Origin of the sequence: Mesorhizobium sp. IMUNJ 23232, from assembly GCF_044326205.1 — a bacterium.
Lineage (GTDB): Bacteria > Pseudomonadota > Alphaproteobacteria > Rhizobiales > Rhizobiaceae > Kumtagia.
Genome location: NZ_JBIRCY010000005.1, coordinates 100,112 through 115,434, shown reverse-complemented (window position 1 = coordinate 115,434; position 15,323 = coordinate 100,112). Strand labels below are relative to the sequence as shown.

Genomic DNA, 15,323 nt, shown 5'->3' with positions numbered 1-15,323 from the left:
CACATCCACTGCGGTTTCCCGAACAGAATCCGAGTCCTCCGGTGACCACCCCTCACCGGCGACGCGCCGCACGACTCAAATCAGGAAACGCTTTCAACCCCAAAGAATCAGAGCATGATTCCCGTGGCAAGCATTGATTTTCAGGAAAGGGAATTTCGTGCCTGAGACGGCCGAGTTCGCCGGCCGACTATGGCATTTTGGACTCACTCAGAACGCTTGGCCCAGCTTGACGAATTACCCCTGCGCAGACCGCGCCCAAAATTCGCCTGTATGTTGCATTTGCTCCGTATGCTGCATCTGCAGGGTGTCAGAATGTCACCCAAAGACAGGAGTTTCCCATGGCCAGCGAATTCCGCGTCAACACCTATCAGGACAACTGGCAGAGAAGCTCCAACGTCCTGGCGCTGCACGATGGCGGCTTCGTGGTGACCTGGGAGAGCTATTTTAACAATTACGACGACGGCCCGGTCACCACCTACGTGGCCACCCAGTTCTACAACGCCAACGGCCTCCCCGTCGGCGGGGAGAAGATCATGCGCGCCCTCGATGGCGGCCATTCCGGCGACCCGCAACTGACGCAGCTCGCCAACGGAAACATCGTCTTCACCTGGATCGAGAATCCCGACGACGCGATCTTTACCGGCGACAGCTACATCGCTGGCCAGGTCTTCAGCGCCGACGGAACGGCGGTGAGTTCCGCGTTCCGGGTCGACACGGTGCCCTCGACCGGAGCCGTGCTGCCAAGCGTCGCGGCGACCGGCGATGGCGGCTTCGTGGTTACCTACGGTGCGTCCACCGGCACCAGCCTGTTCGACGAGGTCTATTATCGTGCCTACACGGCTGCGGGGGTCCCGATCGGGTCCGATCACGTGATGAACACGGTCTCGAACGAATTCGACGAGATCGCGACCGAGACTACCGCCTTGAGCAATGGCAACAGCATTGCGATCTGGAATTCGGAAGCCGCCATCGACGATGGCACCCTGGATGGCCGGAACCAGATCCGGGCAACGATCTTTCGGCCGGACGGCACCGTGCTGCGCGGCGACTTCGGCTTGGCGCCGCATATCGGCGGCGCCGGCGACGATGAAAATTTCGGCTACGACGTCACCGCGACGGCGGGCGGCGGGTTTGCCATCGCCAACCTCGACTGGGCCGATACGGGTGAGGCCGGCACGCAGACCATCTCCATGCAATTCTTCGGAGCCACCGGTCAGGCGCTGGGCGGCGACCTGCCCGTCTACACCTCGGACGAAGTCGTCGGCGATGTGCAGATCACCCGCCTTGCAACAGGGCAGTTCGTCGTGGTCTGGGATCAGTATCCGGAAGATGGCGGTGCCGGACGGGACGTGATGGCGCGCGTGCTGTCGGCGGACGGCACGCCGGTCAGCGCCGCTTTTGTCGTCGGCATCAACGCCGACGGCTACGACACGCAGGAAGAGGCGGCCGTCGCGGCGCTCCCGCGTGGCGGGTTCGTCGTGACCTACAACACGGAGTCGATCGATATCGACAATGAGGGTGTCGCCGGACGCATCTACGGCCAGGGCACGGCCGGCGTCGACGTTCTCACCACGGATGCATCGGGCGTCATGTCGGGTCTTGGCGGCAGCGACAGGATCACCGGGGACTCTCGGGCCAACTGGCTCTATGGCGATGCCGGCAATGACAGGCTGAGCAGCGGCGCCGGCAACGATATCCTCGACGGCGGCACGGGCAACGACGTCATGGCGGGCGGGGCCGGCAACGATTTCTACTATGTCGATTCGATGTCCGACGTGATCGCGGAACACGCCGGCTACGGGACCGCGGACCGGGTCGGGGTCCGCGCGAGCTACGCCCTCGATGCCGGCGTCAATGTCGAGATCCTGGCGACAACCTCGTCCTCGGGCACGACCGCAATCAACCTCGCCGGCAATGCGCTCCGGCAATCGATCACCGGCAATGCCGGCGCCAATGTCCTGCATGACGGCGGAGCGGGCGCGGCCGACACACTTGCCGGGCTCGCCGGCAACGACACCTACCGCATTTACAATGCCGGCGACGTCGTCGTCGAAGCCACCTCGCACGGGACTGCCGACCGGGTAGCGGCCGCCGTCGACTACCGGCTCGGCGCCGGTGTGCGTGTCGAGATCATGACCACCAACGGCTCGACCGGAACGTCGGGCATCGACCTGACCGGCAACGAGTTCGCCCAGAACATCACCGGCAACTACGGCGACAATCGCCTCGAAGGCAAAGGCGGCAACGACACGCTCACCGGCCTCCACGGCGACGACACCTTCGTGTTCGCATCGACGCTGGGCAGCGCCAATGTCGATACGATCAGCGACTTCAAGGCCGCGGACGACCGCTTCCTGCTGTCGGACGCAGTTTTCACCACGCTGAACACCGGCGCGCTGCTTTCGGGGTATTTCCGCGCCAACACGACCGGGCTTGCGCAGGATGCAAACGACCACATCATCTACGAGACCGACACCGGCGAACTCTACTACGACTTCAATGGCAGCGCGGCGGGTGGCGGTGTCCTATTCGCGAAACTCATAGGTCTGCCGACGATCGGCAGCGCGGATTTTTACGTGGCGTGAGAGGCCGGCCGCGACTGGCAGCCGATCCGGTCCGCCAAGGTCAGGAGTGAGGCTTCAAGGCAACCGTTCCAGAAGCGGTCTTTGTCCAGCAACGATCTTCTCGCTCGCTTCCGCGAGCCTGAACCACGCGGCACGGTCAACCTCGGGAAACGCTTCCATGCGCCCGCTGCGCGGCGGCCACTCGAGTTCGAACATGTTGCTCTGAAGCGTCGAGACGTCAAAGTCGCCTTCGATAGCGAAGGCTGTTACCGTCTTGCCACTGCCCTGACGCACCGCCCCGAGTGGGACGAGATCGCCGGCAAGCACCCAGCCCGTCTCCTCGAAAAATTCCCGGCGGGCGGCTGTTTCCGGATCCTCGCCTTCGCCGTACTCTCCCTTCGGGATCGACCATGCGCCAACATCCTGGGCGCGCCAGAAAGGCCCGCCGGGATGCACGAGCAGGACCTCGATGGTGCCGGAAATTCGCCGATGGACGAGGACACCTGCGCTGAGCTTCGCCATCCCCGACCTCGATGAGGCTACAGCAACTGCCCCAGAAACTCGTGCACCTTGCGTCCCGGCGCGAACTGGCCGAGCCGCTTGATCTCCCATTCAAGCCGGATGCCTGAGTTCTCCACCACACGCGCCCGCACGGCCTCGCCGAGATATTCGAGGTCGTAGCCGGTGGCGGTACCGGTGTTGATCATAAAGTTGCAATGCATGGGCGACATCTGAGCGCCACCGATCATCATGCCACGGCAACCGGCTGCATCGATCTCCTTCCAGGCAGAGGTGCCGGGTGGGTTCTTGAAGGTCGAGCCGCCCGTCTTTTCACGGATCGGCTGCACGGTCTCGCGATGGTGTTGGACCGCATCCATCGCTGCTTTGATGGCAGTACGATCCTCTGGATGACCCTCGAAAATCGCAGAGGTGAAAATGAGTTCTTTCGGCATGGACGAATGACGGTAAGAGTAGCCCATATCGGCATTGGACAGCACGTGCAAATTGCCCTGCCGGTCGAGTGCGCGCACCTCGACCACCCGCTCCCGTGTCTCGACGCCATTGGCGCCAGCGTTCATCCGCAACGCTCCACCGACCGCGCCCGGGATGCCATGGTAGAAATGGAAGCCACCGATACCGGCCTCCAGGGCCACGGCGGCCAGCCGCTTGTCCGGCATGGCGGCACCCGCCCGAATACGGTTTTCACCGACGACCTCCGCCTCGCCAAAACCCTTCGCGGAAAGGCGGATGACGAAGCCACGCAACCCGCCGTCCCGCACCAGCAGATTCGAGCCGATGCCGACCACCACGAGCCGCACATCTTCGGGCACCGCCTTCAGGAATGCGGCAAGGTCTTCCTCATCGGCCGGCTGGAACAGCGCGTCGGCTGTGCCCCCGGCACGGAACCAGGTGATCTTTTCCATTTCCGCGTCGGGCGTGATGCGCCCGCGCAGGCCAGCAAGCCTGTCGCCGAGTTGGTTGAGCAGGGCCTCGCCGCGCTTCATACAGCCTCGCCGCCGAGTTCTTTCGGCAGAGCGTAAGCCCATTGGGTGATGTTGCCGGCACCGAGGAAGATGACGAAGTCGCCGTCCTTGGCGAGGTCGCGCACCGCCGGCGCGATCGCCGCCGGGCCGTCGATATAACGCGCATCGCGATGCCCGCCGGCGCGGATGCGCTGCGCCAGCGCCTGCGAGTTGACGCCTTCGATCGGCTCCTCGCCGGCTGGATAGACAGGCGTGACCAGGATCGTGTCGGCGTCGTTGAAACAGGCCGAGAATTCGTCGAACAGATCGTGCAGGCGCGTGAAGCGGTGTGGCTGGGCAATCGCGATTACGCGTCCGTCGGTCGCGTCGCGCGCCGCCTTCAGAACCGCCTTGATCTCCACCGGATGGTGCCCGTAATCGTCGAAGATACGCACGCCGTTCCACGTGCCGGTCGGCGTGAACCGGCGTTTGACGCCGCCGAAACCCAACAGTCCCTTGCGGATCGCCTCGCCGGAAATACCGAGTTCATGCGCCACCGCGATCGCCGCCGTGGCGTTCGATACATTGTGCCGGCCGGGCATCGGCAGGCTAAGCCCGTCGATCACCGTCTGTACGCCGCTTTTGCGGTTGCGGATGATCACGTCGAATTTCGACGAACCGTTCTCCATACGGTGGCGAGTGAAGCGCACGTCGGCCTGCGCGTTCTCGCCATAGGTGATGACCCGGCGGTCTTCGATGCGGCTGACCAGCGCCTGCACTTCCGGGTGATCCGTGCACATTACGCCGAAGCCGTAGAACGGCACGTTCTCGACGAATTGCCGGAACGCCTCCCGCACCTTGTCGAAGCTGCCATAGTGGTCGAGGTGCTCGGGATCGATGTTGGTGATCACCGCGATCTCGGCCGGCAGCTTCAGGAACGTACCGTCGCTCTCGTCGGCTTCCACCACCATCCAGTCGCCGTCGCCCATGCGGGCGTTGGTGCCATAGGCGTTGATGATGCCGCCATTGATCACCGTCGGATCGAGCCCGCCGGCGTCGAGCAGCGCCGCCACCATGGATGTCGTGGTGGTCTTGCCATGCGTTCCGCCGATCGCCACCGCCTGGCGGAAACGCATCAGCTCGGCCAGCATCTCGGCGCGCCGCACGATAGGCAGCAATTTTTCACGCGCCGCCACAAGCTCGGGATTGTTCTTCTTGATCGCCGTCGACACAACGACCACCTCGGCATCACCGAGATTCTCGGCGCTATGCCCGACGAAACACTCGATGCCCTTGTCGCGCAACCGCTGCACATTGGCGCCGTCGGCCTGGTCGGAGCCCTGCACACGATAGCCGAGATTGCGTAGAACCTCGGCGATGCCGCTCATGCCGATGCCGCCGATGCCAATGAAATGCACCAGCCCTATGGTCTGCGGCATCTTCATGCGCCGGCACCCTCCCTGAATTCGTTCAAACTTCTTCCCTCGGCAATAGCCTCTGTGAGGTCGGCGAGCAACCGCGCAGCGTTCGGCTTGCCGGCCGACTTGCCCGCCACCGCCATGCCTGACAGGGTTTTGGGGTCGTCCATCAGGCCGCCGATCAGTTCCGCAATGCGCTCCGACGACAGTGTCGACTGCGGATATGCCTGTGCCCCACCGGCGGCCGAAAGAGCCGCCGCATTCGCCGCCTGGTCGTGGTCGAGCGCATGCGGATAGGGGACGAACAATGCCGGCCGGCCGATCACCGCGATCTCCGACACAGTCGAGGCCCCGGAACGCGACATCACCAGATGCGACGCGGCGATACGCGCCGCCATGTCGGTGAAAAAAGGTGAGATTTCCGCAGGAACGCCAAGTTCCGAATAGGTCTTCTTGACCTTCTCAGCATCTTCGGCACGCGCTTGCTGAGTCACGTTCAGGCGCTTGCGCTGCTCCGGTGAAAGCTTTGCGACCGCGGAAGGAATCGCGTCGGAAAAGAACTGCGCGCCCTGACTGCCGCCGAACACCAGCAGCCGGAACGGTTCGCCACGGCCTGACGCCCGATACAGCGTCTTCGCCGCCTCCAGCACCGCGGGACGCACCGGGTTTCCGGTCTCGACGATCTTCGCCGCGACGCCGCTCGCCCCTGGTTTCAGGAAACCGCCGGCAATCATATTCACCCGCGCCGCCAGTGCTTTGTTAGCGCGGCCCATCACCGCGTTCTGTTCGTGGATCAGCGTCGGCACCTTGCGCCGCGTCGCCGCATAGAGCGGCGGCAGGGTCGGATAGCCGCCGAAGCCGACAACGGCCGCGGGTTTGATCCGGCGGATCAGGTCGGAGGACTGCCGCACCCCGCGCCAGATCGTCCAGAAAGCGGCCGCCAGCTTTATCGGATTGCGCGACCCGAACGTCGCCGACGCAATCGGATGGACAGCCGCGGCCGGAAAATTGCCTGCATAGCGCTCCGCCCGGTCATCGGTCGCCAGATGCACGGTCCAGCCGCGCGCGGTCAGCTCATGCGCCAGCGCCTCTGCTGGAAACAGATGCCCGCCGGTTCCGCCCGCAGCCAGTAATATCGCACCCTTCGCCATGCTGCTCCGCCACTATTCGGCCGGAAGCGCATGGCGCGCCAGCATGGCGGTACCCGACTGCATCAGGCGCGTCGGCTTCTTGCGCGTCAGCGCCAGCACCATGCCCATCGAGATCGCAATCGCGATCAGAGAGGAACCGCCATAAGAGATGAAGGGCAGCGTCATGCCCTTGGCCGGCATCATCTGCAGATTGACGCCCATATTGATGATCGACTGGAAACCGAACACGCAGACCAGCCCGGCCACCGCGTAGCGGGTGAAATCGTCATGCTCCTTCAGCGCGGTGTTCAGGCCCCGCAGCACGACGAAAGCGAACAGCGCCATGATCAGGAAACACATGATCAGCCCGTATTCCTCGCCGGCCACCGCGAACACGAAATCCGCGTGGCTGTCCGGGATCATCTTCTTATACAGGCCCTCACCCGGCCCGACACCGAGCCACTTGCCGTTGAGCAGCGCATCGTGCGCCATGTCCACCTGGTAGGAATCGCCCTCGCCGGTCAGGAAGCGGTCGATGCGGCCGGCGAAATGGTCGAAAGTCACATAGGCGCCGAATGCGCCCACCACCGCCAGCGAGCCGATGGCGATGATCCAGAACCAGGGCATTCCGGCCATGAAGAACATCACCCCCCAGGTGCTGGTCGTCAGGATCGTCTGGCCGAGGTCGGGCTGCAGCACCAGCAGAGATACGACCACGCACAGCAGGAGCATGGCCAGCACATTGCCGGGAATGGCCGGATTGCGCGCCTTTTCCGCAAACAGCCACGCGCAGACGATCACAAAGGCCGGCTTCAGGAATTCGGACGGTTGCACGGAAATGCCGGCGAACGACACCCAGCGATGCGCTCCCTTCACTTCCACACCGACGAACAGCACTGCAACCATCAGGAGCAGGAATACGCCGAGCATGATGATCGCCATGCGCCGCACCTGCCGCGGCGTCAGGAACGACACAGCCAGCATCGCCGCCAGAGCCGGGATCATGTAGATGATCTGCCTGGTTGCGAAGTGGAAGCTGTCGAGGCCGATGCGCTCGGCGACCGCTGGGCTTGCCGCAAACGACAGCACCACGCCCAGCCCCATCAGCGTCAGGAAGGCGGCGAGGAACCAGCGATCGATGGTCCGCCACCAGACGGCAACCGGGCTGCGATCCAGGCGGCTGGTTTGCATCAGCGTGTCCCTCCGATGGGGGTTATGTTTTCGATGGCCTCGACGGCGGTACGGAAGGCATCGCCGCGCACTTCGAAATTGCGGAACTGGTCGAAACTGGCGCAGGCCGGCGACAGCAGCACCACCGCTTCGCCCGACCCGTCCGCATCCGCGTCCTTGGCCGCGTGCTCGACCGCTGCGGCCAATGTTCCCGATATTTCATAGGGCACCGCCTCGCCGAGCGTGGCGGAGAAGGCGGGCGCGGCCTCGCCAATCAGATACGCCTTGGCGATACGCGGAAAATAGGATCGCAGCGGCTCGATGCCGCCTTCCTTGGCCAGTCCCCCGGCGATCCAGTAGATGCGCGGAAAGCTGGAGAGCGCCGGTGCCGAGGCGTCGGCGTTGGTCGCCTTGGAATCGTTGACGAACAGTACCTTACCCTTGCGCCCGACCTGCTCCATCCGGTGCGCCAGACCGGGAAAGCTCTCGAGCCCCGACTGGATCTCGCCGAGGTCCAGCCCAACCTTCAAACAGGCCGCGACGGCGGCCAGCGCATTCTGCGCATTGTGCTGGCCACGCAGCGAGCCGATCCCTTCGAGAAAGGCGATCCGTTCATAACGGCCGTCGCTCGCCTCCATCAGGTTGGTGCCGTCGGCGAAAAATCCGTCGGTCAGCGGTAACCGCTTGGAGACGCGCACGACATGCCTGCCGGCCTTTTCCAGCCGGTCGGCGATCTGCGCGCAATAGATGTCGTCCACGCCGATGATCGCCGTCTCGCTGCCGGAGACCAGCCGCTCCTTGATCGAGGCGTAGTGCTGCATCGTACCGTGACGGTCGAGATGGTCGGGCGTCAGGTTGAGCAGCACGCCCGCTGTCGGGTTGATCGAAGGCGCCAGATCGATCTGGTAGGAAGAACATTCGACGACGTAGAAACGGTCGTCCTCGAGTTCATCGAGCGTCATCACCGCGCGGCCGATATTGCCGCCCATCTGCGTGTCGCGCCCGGCCGCCTTCAGAATATGCGCGGTCAGCGCCGTCGTCGTCGACTTCCCGTTGGTTCCGGTGATGGCGATGAATGGCGCGGCTGGTGCCCGGGCGATGCGCTCGCGCGTGAAAAGCTCGACGTCGCCGATGATCTCGACGCCCGCCCCGCGCGCCAGTTCGACCGTCCAGTGCGGTTTCGGATGCGTCAGCGGCACGCCGGGCGACAGCACGAAGCTGGCGAACCCCGGCCACTCCGCAGCGCGCAGATCACCCGTCGGGATGGACTGTTCGGCGGCCTTTGCCACGCTGTCGGGATTGTCGTCCCAGGCCAACACATCCGCTCCGCCGTCGATCAGCGCGCGCGCCGTCGCGATCCCCGAGCCGCCGAGCCCGAAGAGCGCTACTTTCCTGCCTGCAAAGGAGCGCGCGGCGATCATGATCTCACCGAAGCTTCAGGCTCGAGAGGCCGACCAGGGCCAGGATGACAGCGATGATCCAGAAGCGGATGACCACCTGGCTTTCCGTCCAGCCGAGTTTTTCGAAATGATGATGGATGGGCGCCATCAGGAACACCCGTTTTCCGGTCATCTTGAAGGCGCCGACCTGGATGATCACCGACAGCGCTTCCATCACGAACAACCCGCCAATGATCGCCAGCACGATCTCGTGCTTGGTGGCGACCGCGATGGTGCCGATCAGGCCGCCCAGCGCCAGCGACCCTGTGTCGCCCATGAAGATCGCCGCCGGCGGCGCATTGAACCACAGGAAACCCAAGCCAGCACCAATCACCGCGCCGAGGATGATGGCGAGTTCGCCGGTGCCCGGCACGAAATGGATCTGAAGATAGTCGGCGAACACTGCGTTGCCCGACAGGTAAGCGATCACGCCGAAAGACGCGGCGGCAATCATGATCGGCACGATCGCCAGTCCGTCCAGCCCGTCCGTAAGGTTTACCGCATTGCCGGCGCCGACGATGACGATGCAGCCCATCGGAATGAAGAACCAGCCGAGATTGAGCAGGAAATCCTTGATGAACGGGAAGGTCAGCGACGAGGAGAACGGCGCCTGGCCATTATGCATGATCACCCAGGCGGCGATGCCTGCGATGACGAATTCGATGGCAAGCCGCGCCCTGCCCGAAAAGCCCAGATGCGACTGCTTCGTCACTTTCAGATAGTCGTCGTAGAAGCCGATCGCGCCGAAACCGAGCGTCACCAACAGCACCACCCAGACATAGACGCTGGTAATGTTGGCCCACAGCAGCGTCGAGCCGACGATGCCGGAGATGATCATCAGCCCGCCCATGGTCGGCGTACCGGCCTTCTTGAAATGCGTCTGCGGTCCATCGGCACGGATCGGCTGGCCCTTGCCTTGCCGGACCCGGAGCGAGTCGATGATCGGCTGGCCGAAGATGAAGACCAGCACCGCGGCTGTGATCAACGCGCCACCGGTCCGGAACGTGATGTACCGGAAGACGTTGAAAAACTTTATGTGGTCGTCGAAATTCGCAAGAAGTGTAAGCATCGCCCCCTATCCCCCGGTACCGCGGTCAGTTTGATTTCTGGCCGCCGGCATGCGCCGGGAACCGGTTGAGGAGCGCATCGACCAGTTTGGAAAAGCCGATGCCCTTGGAGGATTTGACCATCACCACGTCGCCGGGCCCGACGGCGTCGAGCAGGATCGGCTTCAGGTCGTCAACACTGGCGCGGTATTCCTTGCGCATGTCACCGGGCAGAGTGTCCGCCAGGTTCTTCATATACGGTCCGGCCATCAGCACGATGTCGGTGCTGGTCTCCGAAAGGACCCGTGCCAGGCCGGCATGCAGCTTGGCCGAATGGCTGCCGAGTTCCAGCATGTCGCCCAGCACCGCGATACGCCGCCCCTCGGCGGCGACAGGCGTTGCGTCGAGCAGTTCGATCGCTGCCTTCATCGACACCGGGTTGGCATTGTAGCTCTCGTCGATCAGCGTGAAGACGCCGCTTTCCGTGTCGAGCCGATGCTGCCGGCCGCGCCCGTTTTCCGGCACGAGGTCGGCGAGTGCGGCAACCACTTTGTCCATATCCGCGCCTACCAACCTTGCCGTGCCGAGCACCGCAAGCGCGTTCTGCACGATGTGGCGTCCGGGGGCGCCGACTCGCGCCTCGATCGTCTTGCCGCCGATCTTGACCGATATCGCCGAATGATCGGCGTGAAGCTCGCATTTTGTCAGCCGGAACTGCGCGCGCCCGTTCTCGCCGAAACCGACGACATTCTTCACCCCGGCCTTGCGCGCCAGTTTCTCCAGCAGCTTCCAGCGGCTGTCGTCGCGGTTGAGCAGCGCGTAGCCGTTCGGCTCGACACCCTCGAATATTTCCGCCTTGGCCTGCGCGATCTCGTCGAGGCTGTTGAAAAAGCCGAGATGCGCCGGCGCGATCAGCGTGACGATGGCGACATGCGGGCGCACCATCTTGACCAGCGGCCGGATTTCATTGGGGTGGTTCATGCCGATCTCGAACACCGCGTAGTCGCAGTCGGCCGGCATGCGCGCCAACGTCAGCGGCACGCCCCAGTGGTTGTTGAACGACTTGTCGGAGGCATGCACTTTGCCGACCGACGACAGCACGTGGCGCAGCGCTTCCTTGGTGGTCGTCTTGCCGACCGAACCGGTCACCGCCACGATCTTGGCATCGCTGCGGGCACGCGCCGCGACGCCGAGGTTCTCCAACCCGACCAGCACGTCCGGCACGACGATCATCGGCGCCGTCAGCCGCCCCAGCGCCGGTAGCTTGCCTTCGGCCACGACCAGCAGCGCAGCGCCCGCCTTGACGGCGGCGGTCGCGAAGTCATGACCGTCCATCACCTCGCCCTTGATGGCGAAGAAGGCGTCCCCCTGCTTCAGCGTGCGGCTGTCGATCGAGATGCCGCCGATACCGGCCGGCATCATACCCACCGGGCGGCCGTCCATCGCGCGGATCAATTCATGGGCGGTCCAGAGCAGGCTCATGCGGCGTGGTCCCGGAGGGCTTTTCGCACCTCCTCATGGTCGGAGAACGGATAGGTCTCGGCGCCGATCGTCTGTCCCTCCTCATGCCCCTTGCCCGCGACGATCAGCGTGTCGCCGGCTTTCAGCATGTCGACGGCCGAATGGATCGCTTCGCGGCGGTCGCCGATCTCGATGGCGCCCGGCGCGGCGGCAAGGATGGCGGCGCGGATCTCGGCCGGCACCTCGGAGCGCGGATTGTCGTCGGTGACGATCGTCACGTCGGCGAGCCTCGTGGCGATCTCGCCCATGATCGGCCGTTTGCCCCGATCGCGGTCGCCGCCGCATCCGAACACCACGATCACCCGGCCGGTCGTGAATGGACGGACGGAGGACAGCACATTCTCCAGCGCATCCGGCTTGTGTGCGTAATCGACATAGACCGGCGCACCATTGGCGTCCGTGCCGACGAGTTCCAGCCGCCCCGACGCACCCTTCAGTTTCTCCAGCGCCTTCAGTGCCTTGCCGGCCGGCGTTCCGGTGGCAATCGCCAATCCGGCGGAGACCAATGCGTTGTAGATCTGAAAATCGCCGGCCAGCGGCAGGTCGATCTCAAAAATCTCGCCCTTGTGCTCGATCTCGGCGCGCTGCCGGTAGCGCTCGTGCTCGACCCGCTTCAGAGTCAGGAAGTCACCATGCCGGCCAACGGTCAGCACATTCATCCCGGCCGCGTCCGCCGCATGTATCGTCGGTTCGGAATAGGGGTCGTCGGCAAAGATCACCGCCGGCGCACCCTTGGGCAGCAGCGTGTCGAACAGCCGGAGTTTTGCGTTGAGATAATCCTCGACCGTCGGGTGGTAATCCATGTGGTCGCGGCCGAGATTGGTGAAGGCGCCCGCCGCGAGCCTGACGCCGTCCAGCCTTCGCTGGTCGAGCCCGTGGCTGGAGGCTTCCATCGCCGCGTGGGTGACGCCCGCATCGGCAAGTTCAGCCAGCAGCCTGTGCAGGGCGACCGGGTCGGGCGTCGTCAGCGAACCGTAATCGTTGCGCCCGGGCGCGATCACGCCCGTGGTGCCGATGCTCGCCGCCGCATGTCCTGCCTGCTCCCATATCTGCCGGGTGAACGAGGCGACCGAAGTCTTGCCGCTGGTTCCCGTCACCGCCACCATGGTTTCCGGCTGCCGGCTATAGAACCGCGCGGCGATCCGCGCCAGCGCCAGACGGGAATCATCGACCGAAATCACCGGCACCACCAGCGAGCCGACGGTCGCGCCCTTTCCGGCAACGATCGCTACGGCGCCCCGCGCCTCGGCGTCAACCACGAAGGCCGATCCGTCGGCCTTCGTGCCCGGCACGGCGACGAAGATCATGCCCGGCCGCACGGCCCGCGAATCCGAGGTCACGCCCGTCACCTCCAGGTCGGCGGGCAGGCCTTGCGCTACCGGCACGATGACGGCGAGATCGGCGAGTTTCATTGGAGTTGTTTCGATCTTCTGTCCGGTCGTCATAAACAAACGGCGCGCCTTGTCCGCGCGCCCCTGGAATCATTGAGTAGAAGCCAGCGTTGCCTCGCCTTCATGGCTGAAATCGGGCTTTACGCCAAGCATGGAGGCCGAGCGGCGGATGATGTTGGCGACAATCGGCGCGGCGTTGAAGCCTGCGGTGGCGCCCGCGCCCGGCTTCTCCGGCTTCGGCTCGTCGATGATCGACAGCACTATGTATTGCGGATCGTCCATCGGGAACGCCGCGACGAAGGCGTTGAACCGCACACTGCCCGAGTAGCGGCCATTGATCACCTTTTCCGCCGTGCCGGTCTTGCCGCCAACCCGGTAGCCCGGCACCGTCGCCCGCTTGCCGGAGCCGCCCGGCGCGGTCGCATTGAGGCGATACAGATAGCGCATGCTCTCGACCGTGTAGTCGGTGACGACCTTCTTGCCCGCCACCTGCGCTTCTTCCTCCGTCCGCGGCAGGAAGGTCGGCGGCAGCAGCATGCCGGTCATCAGAGCGGCGGCGCCGACGGCCGTCTGCAGCGGCGTGGTCGAGACACCATGGCCGAAGGCGACAGTGATCGAGTGCACCTTCTTCCACACTTTCGGTTCGGTCGGCTTGGCGACCTCGGGAAGCTCGGTCTTCATGCGCTCCAGCACGCCCAGCCTGTGCAGGAACTCCCTGTGGCCCTCGATGCCGACCACGTCGGCCTCCTTGGCCGAGCCGATGTTCGATGAATAGATGAACACTTCCGGCACGGTCAGCACCCTGCCCTTGCCATGGAAGTCGCGGATGGTCCGGCGGCCGATTGTGATCGGCCGGCTGGCGTCGAAACGGCTCTGCATCGTCACCTTGCCGGAATCCAGCGCCATCGCCGTGGTAAAGCTCTTGAAGGTCGAGCCCATCTCGTAGAGACCGGCCGACATGCGGTTCAGCCGGTCCTTGTCGAGCGCATTGACCGGATTGTTCGGATCGAAATCCGGCACCGACGCCATGGCCAGCACCTCGCCGGTCTTGACGTTGAGCACCACGGCGCCCGCCGCAATCGCGTGATAGCGCTCCATCGCCTGCGAGACCTCGTCGCGCACGATGTGCTGCACCCTGATGTCAATCGAGAGTTTCACCGGCTGCAGATCGTCGGCGACCGCCAGCCCCGACGCCTGCAGGTCGGCAAGGCCGTTGTCGTCGATGTATTTCTCCATCCCGGCAATGCCCTTGTTGTCGATATTGGTCAGGCCGAGAATGTGGGAGGCGGTCGGGCCGCCGGGATAGAAACGCCGCTTTTCGGTGCGGAAGCCGATGCCGGGCAGACCAAGCGCCATGATGTCGGCCTGCTGCCGAGGCGTCAGTTGCCGCTTCAGCCAGACGAAACCCGCGCCGTTCTTCAGCTTGTGATACGTCTGCTCGACCTCCAAATCTGGCAGCACGGTCGACAGCTTTTCGATGATCTCGTCGGCGTCGACGATCCGCTTGGGCTCGGCAAACAGCGACGCCGTCTTGATGTCGGTCGCCAGCACCTGGCCGTTGCGGTCGACGATATCGGGCCGCGACGCCGTTACCCGCGACACCGGCGGGCCGCCCGATTCCGGATCCTGGAAACCGAGATAGACGAGCCGGCCGGCAATCGCCGCATAGATGCCGAAGAACACAGCCATGGTCATGACGACACGGGTCTTGGTGCGTCCCCCGGTCGACATGCGCGCGCCGTCGACAACGATCGACGCCGTCGAACTTTGTGCCGCGTCCGACTTCTTGCGCCAAAACTTCATCATTGCTGCACCGCGCCGGTTTTGGTTTCGTCCATGTTGTCGCCGCCGGCCACCAGATCGTGCGCTTGCCCGATGATGTCCTGGATATCGAGGGCGCGGACGGGAATCTCGTCGAGTTTTGCGAACTGGTGCGGATCGACCGGCTGGAGTTGCAGGTCGGATTGAAAGATCTCGCTCAGCTTCTGCAGCCGCACCGGCTGCGTCAGCAGGCTCCAGTCGGCCTTTAGCAACGCGATCGAATCCTGCTCGAAGCGTATCTGCTGTTCGAGCTTGCGTACCGACGCCAGTTGCCCCTCGGCCTCCTGCTTGGTCTTGTAGGTAAAGGCAGCGGCCGAAACCATGACCGCGATCAGCACCATGTCGCTTGTACGGAACACC

General features: G+C 64.2%; 12 protein-coding genes. 1 reads left to right on the top strand and 11 read right to left on the bottom strand.

Going from position 1 to position 15,323, the window contains the following annotated elements; all coding sequences use genetic code 11:
• The first annotated feature begins 338 nt into the window (after positions 1 to 338).
• Entirely contained in the window at positions 339 to 2,585 is a 2,247-nt protein-coding gene (locus tag ACH196_RS05360; RefSeq protein ID WP_396645577.1) for a calcium-binding protein, read from the top strand.
• A gap of 54 nt (positions 2,586 to 2,639) precedes the next feature.
• On the opposite strand, the gene ACH196_RS05355 is transcribed toward ACH196_RS05360, so the two are convergent.
• From ACH196_RS05355 to ACH196_RS05305, 11 genes are all read right to left on the bottom strand, one after another.
• Complete coding sequence (locus ACH196_RS05355) at positions 2,640 to 3,086, bottom strand: NUDIX domain-containing protein (protein ID WP_396645576.1); 447 nt, start codon at positions 3,084 to 3,086, stop codon at positions 2,640 to 2,642.
• Positions 3,087 to 3,103: 17 nt separating this feature from the next.
• The gene (gene murB / locus ACH196_RS05350; protein ID WP_396645574.1) at positions 3,104 to 4,069 is read right to left on the bottom strand and encodes a UDP-N-acetylmuramate dehydrogenase; all 966 of its coding nucleotides are present in this window, start codon (positions 4,067 to 4,069) and stop codon (positions 3,104 to 3,106) included.
• Positions 4,066 to 5,472 carry a UDP-N-acetylmuramate--L-alanine ligase gene (murC, locus tag ACH196_RS05345; RefSeq protein WP_396645572.1) on the bottom strand — a complete coding sequence of 469 codons (1,407 nt, stop codon included), beginning with the start codon at positions 5,470 to 5,472 and terminating at the stop codon, positions 4,066 to 4,068. The genes murB and murC overlap by 4 nt, the downstream gene beginning before the upstream one ends.
• On the bottom strand, positions 5,469 to 6,596 hold the full coding sequence (gene murG / locus ACH196_RS05340; RefSeq protein WP_396645570.1) for an undecaprenyldiphospho-muramoylpentapeptide beta-N-acetylglucosaminyltransferase: 1,128 nt from the start codon (positions 6,594 to 6,596) through the stop codon (positions 5,469 to 5,471). The genes murC and murG overlap by 4 nt, the downstream gene beginning before the upstream one ends.
• Positions 6,597 to 6,608: 12 nt before the next feature.
• Positions 6,609 to 7,766 (bottom strand): putative lipid II flippase FtsW, encoded by a 1,158-nt coding sequence (gene ftsW / locus ACH196_RS05335; protein ID WP_396645568.1) that lies wholly within the window; start codon positions 7,764 to 7,766, stop codon positions 6,609 to 6,611.
• Positions 7,766 to 9,166 (bottom strand): UDP-N-acetylmuramoyl-L-alanine--D-glutamate ligase, encoded by a 1,401-nt coding sequence (gene murD / locus ACH196_RS05330; RefSeq protein WP_396645566.1) that lies wholly within the window; start codon positions 9,164 to 9,166, stop codon positions 7,766 to 7,768. Before murD ends, ftsW begins: the two co-directional genes overlap by 1 nt.
• Before the next feature lie 4 nt (positions 9,167 to 9,170).
• On the bottom strand, positions 9,171 to 10,253 hold the full coding sequence (mraY, locus tag ACH196_RS05325; protein ID WP_396645564.1) for a phospho-N-acetylmuramoyl-pentapeptide-transferase: 1,083 nt from the start codon (positions 10,251 to 10,253) through the stop codon (positions 9,171 to 9,173).
• A 25-nt stretch (positions 10,254 to 10,278) separates the two neighbouring features.
• Entirely contained in the window at positions 10,279 to 11,712 is a 1,434-nt protein-coding gene (locus tag ACH196_RS05320) for a UDP-N-acetylmuramoylalanyl-D-glutamyl-2,6-diaminopimelate--D-alanyl-D-alanine ligase (protein ID WP_396645563.1), read from the bottom strand.
• Complete coding sequence (locus ACH196_RS05315; protein ID WP_396645562.1) at positions 11,709 to 13,163, bottom strand: UDP-N-acetylmuramoyl-L-alanyl-D-glutamate--2,6-diaminopimelate ligase; 1,455 nt, start codon at positions 13,161 to 13,163, stop codon at positions 11,709 to 11,711. Before ACH196_RS05315 ends, ACH196_RS05320 begins: the two co-directional genes overlap by 4 nt.
• A 69-nt stretch (positions 13,164 to 13,232) precedes the next feature.
• Entirely contained in the window at positions 13,233 to 14,948 is a 1,716-nt protein-coding gene (locus ACH196_RS05310) for a peptidoglycan D,D-transpeptidase FtsI family protein (protein ID WP_396645561.1), read from the bottom strand.
• The gene (locus ACH196_RS05305; RefSeq protein WP_396645559.1) at positions 14,945 to 15,322 is read right to left on the bottom strand and encodes a hypothetical protein; all 378 of its coding nucleotides are present in this window, start codon (positions 15,320 to 15,322) and stop codon (positions 14,945 to 14,947) included. Before ACH196_RS05305 ends, ACH196_RS05310 begins: the two co-directional genes overlap by 4 nt.
• Position 15,323: the final 1 nt, after the last annotated feature.